This is a genomic window from Calothrix sp. PCC 7507 (assembly GCF_000316575.1).
Lineage (GTDB): Bacteria > Cyanobacteriota > Cyanobacteriia > Cyanobacteriales > Nostocaceae > Fortiea.
In genome coordinates this window covers 1,051,487-1,071,092 of the sequence record NC_019682.1, presented here as the reverse complement: position 1 = coordinate 1,071,092, position 19,606 = coordinate 1,051,487, and the positions used below count along the sequence as shown (strand labels likewise).

The 19,606-nt window shown below is 43.5% G+C and carries 18 protein-coding genes and 1 pseudogene; 8 read left to right on the top strand and 11 right to left on the bottom strand.

All coding sequences use genetic code 11. The features are described from left to right. Positions 1-8: 8 nt before the first annotated feature. The 3 genes from CAL7507_RS04780 to CAL7507_RS04770 form a co-directional block, all read right to left on the bottom strand. On the bottom strand, positions 9-1,679 hold the full coding sequence (locus CAL7507_RS04780) for a RimK family alpha-L-glutamate ligase (RefSeq protein WP_015127300.1): 1,671 nt from the start codon (positions 1,677-1,679) through the stop codon (positions 9-11). Next, positions 1,676-2,464 carry a hypothetical protein gene (locus tag CAL7507_RS04775; protein ID WP_015127299.1) on the bottom strand — a complete coding sequence of 263 codons (789 nt, stop codon included), beginning with the start codon at positions 2,462-2,464 and terminating at the stop codon, positions 1,676-1,678. The genes CAL7507_RS04780 and CAL7507_RS04775 overlap by 4 nt, the downstream gene beginning before the upstream one ends. 93 nt (positions 2,465-2,557) lie before the next feature. Beyond that, entirely contained in the window at positions 2,558-2,986 is a 429-nt protein-coding gene (locus CAL7507_RS04770) for a hypothetical protein (protein WP_015127298.1), read from the bottom strand. 284 nt (positions 2,987-3,270) lie between these two features. On the opposite strand from CAL7507_RS04770, the gene CAL7507_RS04765 reads away from it, so the two are divergent. Continuing rightward, positions 3,271-4,497, top strand: a complete 1,227-nt coding sequence (locus CAL7507_RS04765) for a bifunctional sterol desaturase/short chain dehydrogenase (RefSeq protein ID WP_015127297.1) — start codon at positions 3,271-3,273, stop codon at positions 4,495-4,497. Positions 4,498-4,573: 76 nt separating this feature from the next. Here the strand turns inward: CAL7507_RS04765 and CAL7507_RS04760 are convergent, their stop codons facing one another. Then, the gene (locus CAL7507_RS04760) at positions 4,574-5,317 is read right to left on the bottom strand and encodes a response regulator transcription factor (protein WP_015127296.1); all 744 of its coding nucleotides are present in this window, start codon (positions 5,315-5,317) and stop codon (positions 4,574-4,576) included. A gap of 152 nt (positions 5,318-5,469) precedes the next feature. Between CAL7507_RS04760 and CAL7507_RS04755 the strand changes: the two genes are divergently transcribed. Continuing rightward, positions 5,470-6,531: a YheT family hydrolase gene (locus tag CAL7507_RS04755; protein ID WP_015127295.1), complete on the top strand. Its 1,062-nt coding sequence runs from the start codon at positions 5,470-5,472 to the stop codon at positions 6,529-6,531. A gap of 8 nt (positions 6,532-6,539) precedes the next feature. On the opposite strand, the gene CAL7507_RS04750 is transcribed toward CAL7507_RS04755, so the two are convergent. The 3 genes from CAL7507_RS04750 to CAL7507_RS04740 are packed head-to-tail and all read right to left on the bottom strand — an operon-like array spanning position 6,540 to position 7,550. Next, positions 6,540-6,899 (bottom strand): hypothetical protein, encoded by a 360-nt coding sequence (locus CAL7507_RS04750; protein WP_015127294.1) that lies wholly within the window; start codon positions 6,897-6,899, stop codon positions 6,540-6,542. Then, positions 6,896-7,222 (bottom strand): DUF5674 family protein, encoded by a 327-nt coding sequence (locus CAL7507_RS04745; RefSeq protein ID WP_015127293.1) that lies wholly within the window; start codon positions 7,220-7,222, stop codon positions 6,896-6,898. The genes CAL7507_RS04750 and CAL7507_RS04745 overlap by 4 nt, the downstream gene beginning before the upstream one ends. A 58-nt stretch (positions 7,223-7,280) precedes the next feature. Then, the gene (locus tag CAL7507_RS04740; RefSeq protein ID WP_236556877.1) at positions 7,281-7,550 is read right to left on the bottom strand and encodes a hypothetical protein; all 270 of its coding nucleotides are present in this window, start codon (positions 7,548-7,550) and stop codon (positions 7,281-7,283) included. 183 nt (positions 7,551-7,733) lie between these two features. On the opposite strand from CAL7507_RS04740, the gene CAL7507_RS04735 reads away from it, so the two are divergent. After that, positions 7,734-7,994: a hypothetical protein gene (locus tag CAL7507_RS04735; protein WP_015127291.1), complete on the top strand. Its 261-nt coding sequence runs from the start codon at positions 7,734-7,736 to the stop codon at positions 7,992-7,994. 107 nt (positions 7,995-8,101) lie between these two features. Beyond that, positions 8,102-8,806 (top strand): 4'-phosphopantetheinyl transferase HetI, encoded by a 705-nt coding sequence (gene hetI, locus CAL7507_RS04730; protein ID WP_015127290.1) that lies wholly within the window; start codon positions 8,102-8,104, stop codon positions 8,804-8,806. Between the two features lie 38 nt (positions 8,807-8,844). On the opposite strand, the pseudogene CAL7507_RS31265 reads toward hetI, so the two are convergent. The 3 genes and pseudogenes from CAL7507_RS31265 to CAL7507_RS04715 all read right to left on the bottom strand — a co-directional run. Further along, positions 8,845-8,985: pseudogene (locus CAL7507_RS31265) on the bottom strand (Uma2 family endonuclease); the annotation flags it as partial. A gap of 190 nt (positions 8,986-9,175) precedes the next feature. Next, the gene (locus tag CAL7507_RS04720) at positions 9,176-9,619 is read right to left on the bottom strand and encodes a hypothetical protein (protein WP_015127288.1); all 444 of its coding nucleotides are present in this window, start codon (positions 9,617-9,619) and stop codon (positions 9,176-9,178) included. Between the two features lie 684 nt (positions 9,620-10,303). After that, entirely contained in the window at positions 10,304-13,324 is a 3,021-nt protein-coding gene (locus tag CAL7507_RS04715; RefSeq protein WP_015127287.1) for a valine--tRNA ligase, read from the bottom strand. 686 nt (positions 13,325-14,010) lie between these two features. Here CAL7507_RS04715 and CAL7507_RS04710 point away from each other — a divergent pair. From CAL7507_RS04710 to CAL7507_RS30515, 4 genes are all read left to right on the top strand, one after another. Beyond that, complete coding sequence (locus CAL7507_RS04710) at positions 14,011-15,252, top strand: pitrilysin family protein (RefSeq protein ID WP_015127286.1); 1,242 nt, start codon at positions 14,011-14,013, stop codon at positions 15,250-15,252. A 194-nt stretch (positions 15,253-15,446) separates the two neighbouring features. Beyond that, positions 15,447-16,730, top strand: coding sequence for a pitrilysin family protein (locus tag CAL7507_RS04705; RefSeq protein ID WP_015127285.1), 1,284 nt, complete (start codon positions 15,447-15,449; stop codon positions 16,728-16,730). Between the two features lie 274 nt (positions 16,731-17,004). Beyond that, positions 17,005-17,745 (top strand): peptidoglycan-binding protein, encoded by a 741-nt coding sequence (locus CAL7507_RS04700; protein ID WP_015127284.1) that lies wholly within the window; start codon positions 17,005-17,007, stop codon positions 17,743-17,745. A gap of 173 nt (positions 17,746-17,918) precedes the next feature. Then, complete coding sequence (locus CAL7507_RS30515) at positions 17,919-18,272, top strand: phage holin family protein (protein WP_015127283.1); 354 nt, start codon at positions 17,919-17,921, stop codon at positions 18,270-18,272. On the opposite strand, the gene CAL7507_RS04690 is transcribed toward CAL7507_RS30515, so the two are convergent. Then, entirely contained in the window at positions 18,213-18,782 is a 570-nt protein-coding gene (locus CAL7507_RS04690) for a cobalamin biosynthesis protein (RefSeq protein WP_015127282.1), read from the bottom strand. The two genes, CAL7507_RS30515 and CAL7507_RS04690, sit on opposite strands and share 60 nt — an antisense overlap. Between the last annotated feature and the right edge of the window lie 824 nt (positions 18,783-19,606).

Below are 19,606 nucleotides of genomic sequence, written 5' to 3'. Positions count from 1 at the left end.
CATTTATATTACCAATATAGTTGCCATTCACCATCACAGTAAATTCCATGCCCTTGTAAGGTAATTCTCTCATCATCTACATAAACTTGCTCAACTGGTGCAATTTGATGGAGTGAATGACCAGAGTGTATTACTAGATTGCCCACTTTGTAAGGATGAAAAGTTTGTTTTCTCGAACTGAGCATTTCTTCTACTTGCACTACAAGACCTTGATTATAAGCTTCGACAAATTCCTCATATTTTAAATTCCACACATTCAAGCCACCGCCACATCTGGGAAGTTTAATAGGTAAGGTAAATGAAATTGAACGGCTAAAATCGACTTCGTTAACATCTTGCCATTTGTGGTTTTGATATTGCAAATCAAAATGAATTGATGCTGTTGGCTGCGTAAAAATTGCTGGGTATTGCCAAATATGAAATCCTGGGATATCTAGATTTTCTGTATATTTTATTGGTGATTGTAAGTTCCGCTCTAGAGCTTCTTGAATTAGTTGATAAAGCCAACCAAAATTTTGCTGGAGAATTGGGTTATATTTCTTAGCTCTACTATAATAGTCATCATTAATATCAGCCAGTTCGGAAAAATCGAGATAGCTAGCTGCTCCTAAAGTGAAGAAATTAGATTTACCTCTTTGAATCCAAAGCTGCTTTAGTTCATAAATAGTATACCAGACCTTTTCACACTGTTCTGTTGTCAAAATTTCTTCTATGAGAATTTCTTCTGCAAAAATTTCCTGTGGCTGGATTTTGGGTTGCACAGAAAAAACTCTGGCAGAATTTTCAGCAGCATCACTCTTCATTAGCATTGCTAATAATGAATCAGTAATACGACCATTAGCTCTTTTGTCATAGCCATCATATCCTGGCATCGGGTTAACTTCTAGACACCAAAATTGATGATCATCAGTTACTTTAAAATCCCAACCGGCAAACTGTAGCCCAAAAGCAGCAGTTGCAGCAATAATTTGCTGACATAAAGATTCAGGTAATTGAAAAGCTACATAATCAGCATCTTCAAATGACTGACGATAATCTACTTCTGAACACTGAATCAACTCAGCATGGACACTATTACCAACTACATGCGCTCGGATATCTGCACCAGCAACATATCTTTGTAAATGTACAGGCCCTTGGGAGGGATGAAAGTCCAGAAATTCCTCTGGTTGTACTAACCGACTGTCAGCGCGAACACCGGATGTTGTTTTGACAATTGTTGGTGATTTGGCAGCAAAGGCAGCTAATTTGTCTGCATGGGAACTGGTGATGCTAGCTGGGACTTGAAAACCCGCAGATTGCAGACAATATTCATGTAGTGGCTTAGAGAAGTTATCGGAGCGATCGCCCGGACGATGAATGACTGTACCAGGAATGTGTTCTAACCACGCTGTTAATGCTACCATCAAACCGCGCCAACGTATTGCCAGAGACAAATCAGATTGCACCGATGAAAGGTCAATGATTCGGCAATAATAGGCACCATTGGGATCAAGTGGGAATTTTTCTTCGCCAACACTGATGTAACTCGATCCATCATCAGGGAGGGTAAAGTGCCAATCTCCTTCTAAAACTACAGCTCGCAGGTTAATGGCTTGCACCTGGATACCACGCTGAGTAACTTCAGAGACAAAATGACAAAAAGTGCGATCTGAATCGAGTCCAATAGCGTAAATCATGGGAAAAAAGCCTGAATGAGTGCTGGTGCTAAGGAATGCCAAACAAACTGTACTTGTTGCAGGGAGGGAAATGGATTGACGCGAAATAGGACAGCATGATCCAAATCGGGGGAAATGCTCCAGATAACCACACCGAATGTGATATCTAGTGGTTTCATCACCGATATACTACGGCTTTCTAGTTGTAAATGTTCTAGGGGGGCTGTTGTGGAACGCCAAGCTTGTTCGCCTAAAACTACCACCATTTCGTAAGCTGGTTCAGAATCTGAGTAGTAAGCGCGATAAGGGCCTTCACCTCCAGGAATTTCTGGCCACGGGGTATCTGTAAATGTTGTCATATCTTGCAGATACCATTGTTGGTTAACTAGCTGCTGTGCTGGAGCTGGAGGATGCAAGGAAAAGACTTCCATGCCTTCTGGACTCAAACCAGCCCTGACTTCAGTGAGTACCGTAGAATTTGATGCACGTCCCCAGGCGCTGAATGGTGTAGGACGGTTGATGACAGTTGATTTCATCAGCGCTGCAGCAGCCCACAAAGTTGCGAGACACTCACCATACTGAAACGAAGCATCAAAGTCTTCACGGATGGTAGATGGTGCCGGCATCCGTAGCAACAGAGGAATATCAGGAGTGACAATTGCACATCCAGAATCAATACTGACTGTGAACAACTGTGCGGCTGCACACACATCGAGAATCTCGGCAACAAACCCTTGCTCTTTGGCTAAATTAACAACTGCGATCGCCAAAAAATCACTGCGATCGCCGACAATAACTAAATCCATATTTACAATCCCTGATTTATGCTCATGAAAATTAGGAAGTCAGGAGTCAGAAACCCGATTCCAACTTCTGACTCTTAATCACAGCAATGCTTTTTATCTAATCTGCGATCCTTTAAGCAGGACAGTTGACGGGACTATTCGTCCTGGCTGATTCAGAATCGGTTGCTCGTCTGGCCGAGGATTGCTTTCTCTGATTCCTTTGTATAATCCTCCATCAGGACAAGAATCACAAGCATCCTTACCTTTATCGGAAGAATCTTTGCCTTTGTCAGAAGCATCTTTCCCTTTACCGCCATCACTACCTTGGAAAATTGGCGACAATTTTGTGTTGTGCAAATTTTGCAAAGTATCACGTCTGACTTGTGCTGTAATAAACGGTTGGACTTTTTGACTAGCCGTAACTATACCAGGCTGTGTAGCTTGCTGTGCAACCGCTCCACTCGCTGCAGATAAAAATGCAGCAGGCACAGTCAGACTCAGCATGAGCAATAAACGACTAGAAATAACCGATTTGAGATTCATACGAAATATATCCTCAGGTCGTTTCCAAATTGATTGACAACTAATGGCGTTGCCATAATTCTCTATATGTCTGCTGGCTTTTTTTTATGCACAAGATGAAAGCTTAATTGCCAGCTGCGATGGAGCAATTGATGAGGGGCAGCAAAGTCAACTTTAGCCAAGGCGAATAGAATTGCCTGCGGCACACTCCGTGAACGCAGCTACACAGACTCTCGTCCGCCTCCGCGGACTAACGAGAAATTATCAGATTCTGAAAAATGGAGTGTGACGCAATATGATCAAAAATGTTAGCAGAAAGCTTGACTGGGATTGAGGCAAGATTACAAATGAATTGGGTTTTGATAAATACCTGTTTGCAGTTTGCTAGTTGGGGATTGTTCTCACTTTTGCTCACCGAGGTATTGAGAGACAGCTACCATGCTTTGTGTCACCAAGTCAATTGGCTTTCTAAATGGCACAACAAGCACCACATGGTGTATCGTCGGGATTTATCGATAGTTTCCCCGAAAATTTACCAAGAGTCCCAGCTCTACCATGACATTGTCGAGTCGAGTCTACTGGTAGTGATATTGACAATAATTGCTTTATTGGCTCACCAAGTAGGGTTATGGTTGGGAGTAGCCTATGCTGTCACTTTCTTGTATGGTGCGTCTCTACGATATTTCCAGGGGTCAATTGATACAGACTACAACCATCTTCCCGGGCCTTTAGAGACAATTCCATCTGTTTGGTGGGTAAATCGGACTTACCACTGGCGACATCACTTTGATGATGTTAATGCCTATTACAGTGGTGTCTTTCCTTTAGTAGATAAAGTTTTGGGAACAGGATTGTCGCTTAAAGGTAAAGTCGTCGCTTTAACTGGAGCATCAGGTACACTGGGACAAGCTTTAGTAGCGGAACTGCTAACACAGAATGCCAAAGTGGTGGCATTGACAACTAATCCAGAAAAATTACAGCCCCAACCTGGGGTGAAGGTAGTCCCCTGGCAGTTAGGCAATGAAACTGAACTGAGGGATAGTTTAGAGAAAGTCGATATTTTGATTATCAATCACGGAGTCAACGTTTATAGTAGCCGGACACCGGAGGCGATCGCATCTTCTTACGAAGTGAATACCTTTTCGGCGTTGCAGTTAATGGATATATTTCTTACTACTGTCAAGGGGCCACAAGACAAAGCAACTAAGGAAATTTGGGTTAATACTTCTGAGGCTGAGGTATCTCCAGCACTCAGTCCACTTTATGAACTCAGCAAACGAGCGCTAGGGGATTTAGTGACTCTCAAACGGTTAAACGGGGATTGTGTAATTCGTAAATTAATTTTAGGGCCTTTTAAGAGTCAACTCAATCCTTACGGAGTGATGTCAGCAACGCAAGTTGCTCGTGCAATTCTGTTTTTAGCGCGGCGAGACTTCCGAAATATTATTGTCACCATTAATCCTCTCACCTACCTGCTTTTCCCCATCAAGGAAACAACCACGTGGCTCTACTATCGAATTTTTAGCAAATAGGGCATTCGTCAGTCATCAGTTAACAGACTGATAACTGATAACTGATAACTGATAACTGATAACTGTTAACTGTTCCCTACTCTACAACCGATGTTGAAGCTCCTTCATGTGATGGAGGTAAGCTAGGTAACTCGAGACAGTATCCCGCGCCGTATACTGTCTTGATGTAACGGGGGTGGCGGGGATCTGGTTCTAGCTTGGTTCTCAGATGGCGGATGTGTACTCGAATGGTTTCAATGTCATCATCTGGATCGTAGCCCCAAACTTCTCGGAGGATTTCGCTAGGAGAAACTGTCTGTCCGTGGCGCTGGAGTAAGCAGTGGAGTAGCTCAAACTCCAAGTGAGTCAGTTTCACCGTTTCATTAAACCAGATGGCTTCAAATCTTTCGGGAACGAGGGTGAGTGAGCCATAATTCAGAATCTCACTGTGCTTTGCTGCTTGGGGAATGCGGTCCGTTCGCCGCAGTAATGCTCGCACCCGCGCTAGCAATTCTTCGACTTCAAAGGGCTTGGTGAGGTAGTCATCTGCGCCAGCATTGAAGCCTTCCACTTTGTCTTGCGTTTGGCTTAAAGCCGTCAACATCAAAACGGGAATTTCAGATGTGCGCTCATCCCGACGCAGCCGTTGACAAACGGTGAACCCGTCTACCCTAGGCAACATGAGGTCGAGCATGATTAAGTCTGGTTGTAGCTGGAGAGCCAGCGCCTGACCTTTTATCCCGTCTTCTGCTTGACTAACATCGTAGCCAGCCATTTCCAAGTTGACGGCAACGAGTTCTGAAATTGCTGGGTCATCGTCTATGACAAGAATCCTCGGCATTCTTAAAAATTATTACTACTTATTAAGGATAATTAAGAACCTTTGGTAGATACAAAGATTGCTGTATTGATTATAAAAAAGATTTTAAATCTAACATAAACCTTAAGATAACAGAATAAGGGATCTCCCTCAAAGTACACGAAATTCTTTATATGATGTGTTACGCCCCCTACAATCCGGCCCCATTCCTCCAAAATGGCGTAGCGATGACCGTTTACACCTCTTTATGGGGAAGTCGTTACTGGGAAAGCACAACTAAACACCCAGAACCGATATACCATAAAACGGTCTTGTCTGGAGCAAAAGATGTGCCAATTTTTAGCTGGGTTGCCATACCTGAAAATCCTCGTGGCACAATTATTGGCACTTATGGCATTACAGGAGAGTTGGATAAAGAATGGTTTTTGAGGCTCCTGGGACGTAAAGCTTATGCTCAAGGGTATGCTGTGCTGTTGTTTGATTGGCGCGCCCACGGCAAAACTGCTGATTTGTCGCCGACGTTGACTTCTGATGGTTTGTATGAGGGGGAAGACTTTGTTCGTCTGGCTGCGGCTGCGGCTACTATGGGTTGTCCAGGAAAGTTTTGGTTTGTGGGGTTTTCTTTGGGTGGACAACTAGCATTATGGGCGCTGAAGGCTGCGGCTGATTTAAGCCGGGGTAATGAGGATTTAGGCATCAAATACAGCGATATTGGCGGTAGTGCGGTAATTTGTCCGAGTTTGGATTCTGTGCGATCGCTATCTTATCTAGTTAAAGACCGCTTTGGTAGATTTTTAGAAGCCGGAATCACACGCAAGTTGAAAAAACTTGCATGGCGAATCCATGATGCACATCCTGGTAGTCTTGACCCAGAAGCTATCAAACGCGCGAACAGTATTTGGGCTTTTGACCACGAATTAGTGATTGGAAAATTGGGCTTTCCCTCTGTAGAAGCATATTACAAAGCCAGCAGCGCCTTACCTTTGTTGCCACACATCGAAAAGCCCGCTTTAATTATTTATGCTGCCGATGACCCATTTTTTCACCCGGATATTATCCCTGATTTGCAAGCTGCCTGTGCGGGAAATTCAGCCATAGATTTAATGCTCACCCCTTACGGTGGTCATATTGGCTATTTGAGCAGCAAAAAAGGTCAGCGCCAAGCTCAAGATCCTGACCCCTGGTGGGCTTGGAATCGCCTTTTACAATGGATTGAGCAACAACAGGGCAGATGAGCGATCGCTTACATAACTGCTGTTGACAATAACCCCGACATCTCCAACACTCGCTTTGACCAAGTAGCCGCAACCGAACCCAAAGAAGCAGTTGCGGTTGGGTTATCGTAAATATCTAACCAATCTTGCTCCCAACCTTGTAGCAATTTTTGCAGTTGAGCTAATTCAATATTATTGATATGGCTTTTTTGTTGTAACAAATTTATATACAGTAGGCTTTCAGAAAGCAACACCGGCACTAATTCACGACTAGCATTCTGTTGACACCAAGATTCTAGGCGCGCCAAAGCAGCTGCTAATTCTCCCAATTGTTGTGGATAGGGTTGGTGTAAAAAACTGGTTTCAATTGCGCTCCAGTTAGGTATCATAATCCTCCTAGCAATCGCTGGGTAATCTGAGTAACACGCTCTCGAATCAGGGGAGATTGAATCTCCATACTACGATTATTTTCACTGGGACGGATGTTGATAATCGATTCAAACACCATCTCCTGGGTGTAAGGACTCCAATCTGCACCCCAAATATTCCGTTGTTTGCTGCCATCTTGCAACAATTCTTGTTCGCATTCATAGTGACGCACTGCACCACCTGCTAAAATTTCTCGCTCAACATCAACTGCCAATTTTATAAACACTCCCCAGGTTTTGAGCATTTCGTCAATCTGCTGTTTCGTAGCACGCTCACGTATCATAAGAACCAATTTAGTAAACCTCCTTCAACTCCCTATCCACAACGAGAAGCATCACCCCTCAACAATCATCTTTAAAAATCTCTTCTAGTGTTAATGGTTTTCCAGCTAATTGAGAAGCTAAGTCTCTAAGTTTAAAGAGAGTCTCAAACTGACCACGCTCAAATCGCCCTTGTTTGGCAGATGATAAGGTTCTTTTGTCCAACCCAGTCATCTCTTTGGCTTTTTGAATAGATAAGTTTTTGTCTTCCGTCCAATAACGAGAAAGGTCAACGTACTTAGGCATTTCAGAACCACATAATTTTTGTTCTGAACTTAATTTACGCGCCAAAGTACATTTTTGGTGCGTCAATACATCAACACACCAACACTTTATAGTTTTTTTCTGTCAATATTACTTTAGCACATTGACACGTCAATACGCCAACGTATATATTTAATGACAAAGGCGATCGCCCATTCCGCCAAGAACTGCAATCGCCTTCAGTAAACCCTATATCAGGATATAAATACAATGATGTCACAGTTTAGAGTCACTAGCTTTTTAGCTAATGACCAAAATCTAACTGTCTTCAGTTCAAGCAACTCCCCAGCCATCCCTGTTAGAGAACCACTTAAACACTTATTGATTGGTTCACCCAAAGCCGTAACTAGCACAATTCATTACCTGCAGGTGATTGGCTACGCAGATGTTGGTAACTGGAGTCCGTTGATGCCAAGTCCTAACCCAGGCGAGGTGATGAGCATTTTAAATAGACCGATTATCGTACGATAGCGGACACAATAAACGTAGCAGAGGGAGTGTGGGAGGTGTAGGGAAAATTATCCATTCCCCATACTTCGGCTACGCTCAGTACAAGTTCCCCATTCCCCATTTCCAAAATGAGAAATTGGCTACCCGCACCAACCGATTTAACGTTGTCGCCTAATGATGTTCATTTGTGGCGAATTAACCTTGAGCAAACGGAATCAAAGCTGGAAGATTTTACAGCCAGTCTTTCTGGTGATGAACTTACTCGCGCTCAACGATTTTATTTTCCGGAGCATCGACAACGTTTTATTGCTGGTCGTGGTAGCCTTAGAGCTATATTGGGTAGCTACTTGGGCGTGGCTCCTAGTGAGGTGGAGTTTGATTATGAACCTCGTGGTAAACCAGTATTAGCTGAAAAGTTTGCTAAAAGTGGGCTAGCGTTTAACTTGTCGCACTCTCAAGGATTAGGGTTACTTGGAGTGAGCGATCGCCAAATTGGTGTAGATTTAGAATATATGCGATCGATGGACGATGTGGAAGCTCTGGCTAATCGGTTCTTTTTACCTAGAGAATCTGAATTAGTGCGATCGCTTGCTCCTAATCAAAAGCAAGAAATATTTTTCCGCTACTGGACTTGTAAAGAAGCTTATTTAAAAGCCACAGGTGAAGGCATAGCCCAGTTAGAGCAAGCTGAAATCTACTTAACTCCTACAACACCAGCAAAATTGCAGACATCTGGAGACTGGAGTTTATACGAGTTAGTACCTGCGAATAACTATGTTGCGGCTGTGGCGGTAGCGGGTTGTGATTGGGATCTAAAATGTTGGCAGTATTAAGTTTAACTGTTTACTGATAACTGTTAACTGTTCACTGATTCCGATCGCTTGTACCGGTAGTCTCTGTCTTCGTTAACTTTGCCAGGAGAAACAACTTCAACTACCAACGCTGGGTATGGCATATCTGGGGTAATTGTAGCGCATTTGCTGGCGATCGCTGTGAATAACTCTTCAGTGATTTCTGAATTTACTTGCTTAGGCAGGCAATAGGCAATAGGCAATAGGCAATAGGCAATAGGCAATAGGTCATAGGCAATAGGCAATAGGCAATAGGTCATAGGCAATAGGTAAAAATATCTTATTGGGTATGACAAATGACAAATAACCAATGACCAATGACAATTAAAGTTTTATTATTTGTGGAATTGCTTACGAGTCACTTTGCTCTTCTTTCTGATGACCGTTCTTATCTCTTTTAATACTTTCTTCTAAAGCTTGAATTTGCTCGCGTCGGGCTTCGAGTTCCAGAGAACGACGTGCTAAATCTTGGTTTTGCAGTGTCAGGGATTGTCGCCAATGTTCAGCGCGTTCTGTTTCTTGTTGCAAAAAGTCGGGGGTTATGCCGCTGGAGAGGTAAGTTTGTACTAAGTACAGTACCCAGTTGGTAGCATCTTCGAGTTTTTCAATCTCTCCTGTGGGAGAAAGCTCTACTAACAGCAATAATTTCTCACTCATAGGCTTGCCTTTTCCCAACAGAATGAACGCTTCTTCTGGGATGATTGCCCAGAGATTTTCAGCTTCTCGACGCGCTAACAAGCGTAGCTGATGCTGCTCTAGAAATTCGTTTTTATGCACCTGAGCTAGATATAACATGAATGTCGCTTTCCTCCAATTCAAAATTTAAAATCCCAAACATAATTTTTAATTTTTTCGGGGGCAAAAATTATGAATTATGGACTGTGAATTATGAAATTTAAGTATGACTCTAATTCATAATTCACTAAAGAAGTCTAAAGGATGTAGACACCCAAAGGGTGGCTTACCGGAGGCTAGTACCGCAAGGCGGAAGTCAAAAGTCAAAAGTCAAAAGTCAAAAGTCAAAAGTCAAAAGTCAAAAGTCAAAAGTCAAAAGTAATATGGAGTAAGCTTTTTAGCGATTGAGAATGGTCTGCTTATTTCCGCCGCACTGTACTAGTACAAAAAGGCTGAAGTATGAAGTATGAAAGCAAGAGGTATACACTGTAAGCTTTTTGTGCTTTTAGAATAGTAGCTTTATTTACGCCGTGATGTACTAGTAGTCTGTCAGGGTTGAAATGAGGGACTGTAGTGTGAGCGTCTCGCTCACGCGGGCTTTTCGGCCCGCACTACCAAAAACCCCTCAAAACAAAATTGACAAACCACTAGGGTAAAGGATGACAAAAATTGGTACATGCCTTTTATAGTAAGTGGCGTGTCCCAGATAAGTTTTTTCCATCTCCATATCCTGGAATCGGCGGGGTAATTTGACACTTCACACTTCATACTAGCCTCCGGCAGTTAACTGATTAACCATTGCAGCTATACTAAACTACTCAGGCGTAGGCGTAAAATTTCCACTTGTTTCTCAGCTTCTGCTAAAGCGTCTCTTGCTCCCTGTACCACGTCCGCTCTAGCTTTATCGACAAAATTCGGATTGTTTAACCTGGAACTCAAAGATTGTACTTCCGCTTCGGCTTTACTGAGGCTTTTTTCTAGTTTGGCGCGGACTGTTTCGATATCTACCACACCCTTGAGGGGAATTACCACTTGTACAGTACCGACAACACCAGCGATCGCATTTTCTGGTGCTGGGGGTTGTGGCGATCGCTTCTGTGGTAGATACTGTTCAGTAGTCTGCTTAAACAACTGTGCCCAAAACTTGCGTCTAGACTGCGCTGACAGTATGTAGCGGGTGATGAACCAAGTTGTGTAACCAAGACCAAGGATTTCAAAGAAAGTTCCGAGTGCAGGAATATCATCAACTGCATCGACAGCAGTATAAGCCAAGCGAGTAAAGATAAGTAAGACGATCGCCCAGCCAATTGTTTTTAAACCCCGCCAAGGTTGGGGTTTTGGACGGGGAAGTGGGACTGTTTGACTATTTTCCTCGCCAGCGATGGTGAGATTCTCTACCTTCGCCAAATCTTTAATGTAATCTTGTCCAGCGATGAGGATTTGGCGTTCTTTGGCGCTTTCACTTTGCAAATTCACCGTCACTTTTACCCCTGGCTTCACATCTGCTTCAGCCCGTAAATTCCGAATTGTGCGGATAGCACCAATTAATAACTCAAACTGTGATTCCAATTCCACATCAATCAGGTTTGCATCTACCTGGGGATAGATTTGTAAAGCTAAAACTTGCGGGGAATCTGCTGGTTGTTGGGTGAGAGTCTGCCAAATTTCCTCAGTAATATGGGGCATAAAAGGATGCAGTAGTTTTAAAATCCCTTCGAGTATGTAGGCGAGGGTTTGTTGTGCTAATCGCCGTGATGCTGGGTCTGCTTCCTTTTGGAGCCTGGATTTTACCAGTTCAATATACAAGTCGCAGAAATCACCCCAAATGAATTCATACAGTCCTTTCGCGGCTTCACCAAGACCGTAGTCGTTGATGTAATTGGTGGTTTGTTGAATAGTTTGATGATAGCGGGAAATAATCCAGCGATCGCTTAATTCAGTGCTGAGTGGTTGACCTAATTGTTGCGGTGTTTGTCCATCCAAATTCATCAACACAAAGCGGGACGCATTCCACAACTTGTTAGCAAAGTTACGGGAGGCTTCCACCGATGCTGACTCATCCTTTTTGCGATCGTATTCTAGCCGGATATTTTGACCAGCCCCCGCGACTTCTTTGATTAGGGTATAGCGCAGAGCATCAGTACCATATTTGTCAATTAATAACAAGGGGTCAATGCCATTACCTTTGCTCTTAGACATCTTTTGACCTTTTTCATCCAGCACTAATCCGTGGATGTAAACGTCTTTAAATGGTATTTTCCCTGTAAAGTGCCCAGCCATCATTGTCATTCTGGCAACCCAGAAAAAGATAATATCAAAGCCTGTGACTAGGGCAGTGGTTGGGTAGTAAGTCGCTAAATCCTGAGTTTGTTCTGGCCAGCCTAAGGTCGAAAACGGCCAAAGTCCAGAAGAAAACCAGGTATCTAACACATCTGGGTCTTGTTCTAGCTGTACATTTTCACCAAATTGTGCTTTGGCTTTTTCCCAAGCTGCGTCGGCATTTTTCGCCACCACAAAGGGCGTATTATCTAGGATTTGCCCGCCTGTCTCACTAACAGCATACCAAGCCGGGATTTGATGTCCCCACCACAGTTGACGAGAGATGCACCAATCTGTGAGTTTGACTAGCCAATCACGATAAACCTTAGTCCAACGCTGGGGGACAAACTCTGGAGAATCTTTCTGGTCGAGGAATTCTAGAGATTGGTCTGCCAAAGGGCGAATTTTCACAAACCATTGAGTAGAAAGCAGTGGTTCAATGGGAACTTTACCGCGATCGCTATAAGGAACGGTATGCTTATAATCTTCTATTTTTACCAAAAAGCCATCTGCTTCTAAGCGAGCCACCACATTTTTTCTGGCGACAAAGCGGTCTTGTCCTTGAAATTCTCCCCCATTAGCGTTAACAGTTCCGTCCTTATTCAGAATATTAATAAACGGCAGATTGTGACGCTTACCGATTTCAAAATCATTGGGGTCATGGGCGGGAGTCACCTTGACGCAACCAGTACCGAACGTGGGGTCTACAAATTCATCGCCAATTATGGGAATTTGTCGTTGTACAATTGGCAGAGTTACGGTTTTGCCTATCAAGTGCTGATATCTTTCATCATTGGGATTAACCGCCACGCCCGTATCACCCAGCATCGTTTCAGGGCGAGTAGTCGCCACCTCCACATAACCAGAACCATCCGTAAGGGGATAGCGGAAATGCCAAAGATTACCATTTACCTCCTGATTTTCCACCTCCACATCAGACACCGCCGACTGGGAAGCGGGACACCAGTTAACTAAATATTCACCACGATAAATTAAACCTTCCTCATACAACCGCGTAAATGCTTCCACCACCGCTTGAGATAAACCCTCATCCAGGGTAAATCGTTCCCGTGACCAGTCCACCGACACGCCCAAGCGGCGTAGCTGATTCACAATCGCCCCCCCAGACTCAGCCTTCCATTGCCTAGCGCGTTCTAGGAATTGTTCTCGCCCCAATTCATAGCGAGTTTTACCTTCTTTCTGGAGTTGCTTTTCTAGCATGGCATGAACGGCGATGCTAGCGTGGTCAGTTCCCGGTAACCACAGGGTATTACGTCCCTGCATCCGGTGGTAACGTACCAGTACGTCAATCAACGCACTTTCAAAGGCGTGACCCATGTGTAAACTACCGGTGACATTAGGCGGCGGGATCACAACACAATAAGGTTCACCGCCTTTGTTGGGGTCAGCCTTATAAACTTGGTTGTCTTCCCAAAATTTTTGCCACCTGGCTTCTGTGGCTTGGGGTTCATACAGACTAGGGAGATTCGGAATAGTTGCGGTCATGCGGGAAAAACTAGGTTGGAAGGACTCTAATAAATTTTGCCACAGGGTTGCAGATGGTTTGTAAAGAGTCGTTAACTATAGAGTTTTTAGGGCGCGGGATACATCACAAATATTTGCGATGCCTGGATTGGGCTAGGTTGATCCCAAATATATTAAAATTACCAATCATGTTCAATAATTTTCCAAATTAGACTTTTCTAGTGTTGCTGATTTATCAGCTTGGTTAAAGCAACAACAAAGATAAATAATCGATTAATCACGTTGAAAACACATCCCTCTTCATATAAAAAGGGATATTTTATATCAAGACAAAATGCGTAGACGCAGAGGGCTTGTCGTCCGACATCGCCTGGTTTGAATATAAAACCGCACCTTGCATTGAGAACGTTAGACCCATTTCAATAATCTTTGCGACAAATGAATGGTTGGTAGGCTTATGGCGATCGCCTGTCACAATTAACTTAAATCTCTATTAGGGATTGAAACGCTTGTGCATAATTATCTTTCTTAGGCGTGAGCATATACACTCCTACAAGAGTCACTATAAGAGTTAGCAGCGCTTGTTCATAAAACTAAAATCTGTATAAATTGATTCTAATTTGCATCTGCTTCGGAGTTAAGATAGCGAAATTGCGTTAAATTGTGGTTAAAGCTACAAAAAATTGTCACAACAACTAACTAATACCGTGTTTCCAGCCTCGGTTTTTCGACTAGACAATGGTTTAACGTTTATTCATCAACAAATTCCCACTACCCCTGTAGTTGTGGCGGACGTTTGGGTGCGTGCTGGAGCCACCTTGGAGCCAGATCCGTGGTTTGGTATGGCGCACTTTTTGGAACATATGATTTTTAAAGGTACAGCAACCTCACCCCCTGGGGCTTTCGATCATAACATTGAAAATAGAGGCGGAGTGAGTAATGCCGCTACAAGTTATGATTATGCTCATTATTCGCTAACTACAGCGGCTCCTTATCTAGAAGAAACGCTGCCCCACTTAGGGGATCTATTATTGAATGCTGCTATTCCTGAAGATGAATTTATCCGTGAACGGGACGTAGTGCTAGAAGAAATCCGCTCCTACCACGATGATCCAGACTGGATAGGATTTCAGGCTCTCATGCAGAGCATCTACCAGCGCCATCCTTACGGACGTTCCGTATTAGGCACAGAACAAGAACTCATGCAACAGTCACCAGAGGCTATGCGCTGTTTTCATCGCGCTCACTACCAGCCGGAAAATATGACGGTGGTGATTGTTGGGGGAATTGCCCAAGATTCAGCTCTAGAATTAGTTAATCGCTCCTTTAAGGATTTTGCTGAACGCTTTGATTGTCCCCAGTTAGAAAAAGTCTTGGAGCCGAAAATCACGGGAATTCGTCGTCAAGAAATATATTTACCACGGCTAGAGCAAGCCAGGTTGCTGATGGCGTGGACGGCTCCAGGAGTTGAACAACTCCGTACTGGTTATGGGTTAGACTTGTTAGCAGTGATCCTTTCCGAAGGGCGGACTTCACGCTTAGTCAGGGATTTGCGAGAAGAACAACAATTAGTACAGGGAATTTGCAGCAATTTTTCCTTACAACGGGAATCGAGTTTATTTACAATTACTGCGTGGTTAGAGCCAGAATACCTGGAGCAAGTTGAGTCGTTGATTTGCGCTCACTTAGAGAATTTACGGAACACAGAAATTAGCCAGCAGGAACTTGAGCGGGCGCAGAGGTTGCTGTGTAATGACTATGCCTTTTCTACAGAAACGCCAAATCAACTGACTGGACTTTATGGATACTACAGCACGATCGCCCACGCTGAATTAGCAGTGAAATATCCCCAGCAGATTCAGTCATTTAATACCCAAGAACTGCAAAAATTAGCTAAACAGTATCTTTCACCCCAAAATTACGCGGTGACTGTACTTAAACCCCGTTAGTGTCAATAGTCAGTGGCTCATCGTCAGTGGCTGTAAACAACTGACAACTAATACTTCGACTTCTCCTGACGGAGACGCTCCGCGTTAAGCGTACCCCTGCGGGAAGCAAGCTACGCGAATAGCGTCTCGAAGAGAAGCTATGCCGCAGGCTTTACGCTCAGTACAAGTAACTGATAACTGACAACTGTCCACTAATGACTCAAACTGTGAATCCTTCCCTATCTAATTCTCCAATCCACCGCACTGTACTGAATAATGGCATTGTCTTGCTGGTAGCAGAAAATCCGGCTGCAGATATTATTGCGGCGCGAATTTTTGTTCGTGCTGGTAGTTGTTGCGAAATGCGAGAGCAGGCTGGTTTGGCGCATTTGCTGTCAGCAGTGATGACTAAAGGGTGCAACGGACTTTCTAGCTTGGAAATTGCCGAAAAAGTCGAATCGGTGGGGGCGAGTTTGAGTACTGATGCTTCCAGTGACTATTTTTTGCTGTCGCTGAAAACAGTAACATCAGATTTTCCGGAAATTTTAGCATTGGCAGGGCAGATTTTGCGATCGCCTACTTTCCCAGAAACCCAAGTGGAACTAGAACGGCGTTTAGCACTGCAAGATATCCGTTCCCAAAAAGAGCAGCCGTTTACTGTTGCTTTCGATCAACTGCGACAGGTAATGTATCAAGACCATCCCTACGCCATGTCGGTGTTAGGAGATGAGACAACCATGACTAATCTAACTCGTGCCGATTTAGTCAAGTATCACGAGACATACTTTCGTCCAGATCATCTAGTAATTAGTATTGCTGGCCGCATTACACCAGCAGATGCCATAAAACTGATAGAGACAGTTTTTGGTGATTGGCAAGCTACCGCTACAACTCTACCAACCCCGAATTTACCTGATATTAAGCTGGAACCTCAGCACCAAATCAAGCCTCTACAGACACAGCAATCAATTGTCATGCTGGGTTATTTAGGCCCCTCAGTCAGTTCTCCTGACTACGCTCCACTGAAATTGCTTTCTACCTACCTAGGAAATGGACTTTCTAGCCGTCTGTTTGTGGAATTGCGAGAAAAACAGGGATTAGCCTATGAAGTATCCGCCTTCTACCCCACAAGGCTGTTTCCTGCCTCATTCGTAGTTTATATGGGTACTGCACCAGAAAACACTAGCATCGCTTTGCAAGGACTGCGGACAGAAGTAGAGCTACTTAGTCACACAGAAGTATCGCCTAGCGCCTTCCAAGCTGCTAAAAACAAGATATTGGGACAGTATGCTTTAGGGAAACAAACTAACGGGCAAATTGCTCAGGTTTATGGTTGGTATGAAACTTTGGGATTAGGAATTGAATTTGACACAAAATTCCAGGAGTTGATTGCATCTGTGCAGGTTGCCGATGCGATCGCCGCCGCTAATAAGTATTTACACTCACCATATTTATCTTTAGTCGGCCCAGAAGCAGCAATTAATAATGCGATCGCATAGTAATGAAAGGCAATAGGTAGAAGGGTTTTAGCCTTGTTTACTTTCTTAGCAGTCAACAGTCAACAGTCAACCGTCAACAACCACATTTAGACGCACATCAGCTTAACATCTGTTTTAGAGACTCAAGCGGCTGTAATATTAGCAACAGAAGATTCCGGTGGCAAATCCCATGAAAGGCAGCCTGTCAACAAGTATCTTGAGCTACTTAGACTCGCGAAAACTATTTCGTTTCTTGTGTAATCACAGGTTTTATTGCTTACTTTTATTTTCATCTATGCCTGTTTCCATTGGTTCCTCAGCGGTGGTAGCAATTGCCGCGCCACAAAAAATTGCCCAAGCAATCGGCGCAGATAGCATCAACCGCCCTAATCTCAACATTGGTAGCCAAGGAGAACGTGTATCTGAACTTCAGGCAGCTCTAAAACTATTGGGTTTTTACACAGGTGCAGTAGATGGTATCTATAAAGATGCCACAGCTAACGCCGTTTCCCAGTTTAAGCAAGCAGCTGGTTTGAATCCAGATAGCATCGTTGACGCCAATACTTGGCAAAGACTGTTCCCTAGTGAACCAGTAGTAGCCTCAAGCACTCCTGTATCTCAACCAAAACCCACCGTAGTCAGGACATTAAATGCTCCCACTCAGTCTGGTAATGTCAATAGGGTTGTTAATTCTAAACCTGAGCCAAGGCCAACTAAACCCAGACAAACCACAACTCCCAGAGAATCAAAGCCTGTACCAACTCGGATTACACCAATACTTATCTCTGAACGTACCCCTGGTATTCAATACACTGCAGAAGGATTGCCAATTTTGCGTTTAGGAAACCGTGGTTCAGAAGTTGTCAAGTTACAAACACAACTGCAAAGGCTTGGTTTCCTCAAAGGTGGTATAGATGGAGACTTTCGGGCGACAACCGACGCAGCAGTGAAAGCCCTGCAAACGCGCTATGGTTTGGAGGCTGACGGTGTAGTTGGTGGTGCTACCTGGGAAATTTTGTTGAGGCGATCGCGTTAATCAGTGAACAGTTATCAGTTAACAGTTAACAGTTATCAGTGAACAGTTATCAGTTAACAGTTATCAGTTATCAGTTTGTTCACTGTTAACTGTCACTGTCAGTGTTGCAAAATTACACTACTTTTAGGCGTAAATGCTTGTGAAATTTTCTACTAATTGCCCAAAAATAACTTATGAAAAACTTCTTATTCACTTGGCTGGGTACTGCGGTGGCGTTGGTGATCACGGCTAACATTGTTCCTGGATTCTCCATCAAGAGCTTTGTCGCTGCCCTAGTTGCTGCTATCATCATCGGGCTAGTGAATGCTTTTATTCGCCCGATTTTGAGTTTTTTAGCGTTTCCAATTACTTTACTCACCTTTGGTTTATTTACATTTGTCCTCAATGCCTTGACTCTTTTGCTCGCAAGTGCATTGACTCCTCGTAATCTGTTTGAAATTCAAAATTTTTGGTCTGCTTTGTTAGGATCAATTGTGTTGGCGATCGTTTCTAGTGTGATTAATTATTTCTTGCGAGTGGTTGATTAATATATCAACTTGAGCAACAGCTATAGTCACTGTACCTGGTTCACCCTTTAACCGGAAAATTTGTTTAGGAACTAATAAAACTGGGTTCACCCCTTCACGTCTTTGCGCGCTACTCTTCTCAAGGCTAGGAACCCCCGCGCAAAGGTGGCTTGTCTTAGTGTGAGATAAATTTAGACTTGCACACAAAGCCGCAGCCTCCGCCACACTTGGAGTCCCCATTACTTGTGCGGTAATTTGCGACGGGTTGGGAACGGAAACAGTGTACAGAGTTTCTGCTGGAAAGATTTTTAAAGGCCAATGGCGTAGGCGACAAAGTGCTACTAATCCTACTTCTGAGGCTTTAGTATCAATGGTAGCAATACCTGCGATCGCGCTTTCTTCTAGTCGATGCTCTAAAAACACTTGCTGAATAGCTCTTGCCATCAACTGCCATGAAGTGCCTCGTTGACAGCCAATTCCCACCCACAAAAATCGTCGATGACATTGCAATTTGGAAACTTGATCATTCATCAGCTGTTACGCAGCATAACCGTCAACCGTCAACAATCATAAAGAGTGTTTAGATAATTTAGACGCACATCAGCTTATCATGTGCGGCTGATTAATTGTCATGCCAGAAAACCCTCTTTCTCCATGCTCCACCTGAGTTGTTGCCGCTAAGGTTCAGTATGATACATAAAAACTGATCACTAGAATACTTTTCCCCAAAATTAAAACCTATATATTATGCACATCTAGCACAGTAGGAAACGCCGAGAAAGAGAAAAGGCAAAAGGTAAAAGGTAAATTCCCTATTAATTTTTGCTTCCTTAATATTCTTGAGGTGCAAGCATTTTGCCTTCTCTATCTTGGTGTTTCAATTTCTTCTTTCTCTGTCGCAGCAGATTTACAGCGGTTGCGACGGAGTTTTGCTCTCTGCAAAAAGCATCAAGCTGATAATAGGAATTCATAATAAAGAATGCAACAGATACATTTGTAGGGGCGGGGAAACCCCTCCCTTGACGACAATCCATGTATCGCAATTATTAATTGAATTGATATAATTATCTATTATGGTTTTTTCATTAAGACAGAACCAGGAAGTTCATAAAAATTACAAACATCTGCGTTACAGTTATAAGATAGTTTGATTGTTGACTATTCAATGATAAATTCCTATGCATAAGCTCGCTAAAGCCCTAATCTTGGCTTTAATCTTCTTTGCCCCCACATCTGTTTTTATTCCAGAAGCTCAAGCACGGAGGCAACTTATTAAGGTTGAAGAAGGCCAGACTGTCAGGCCTGCCGAGATTAGGAAAGTAGCCAAGAGAAGGAGACGGAAGCTGATACGTAGA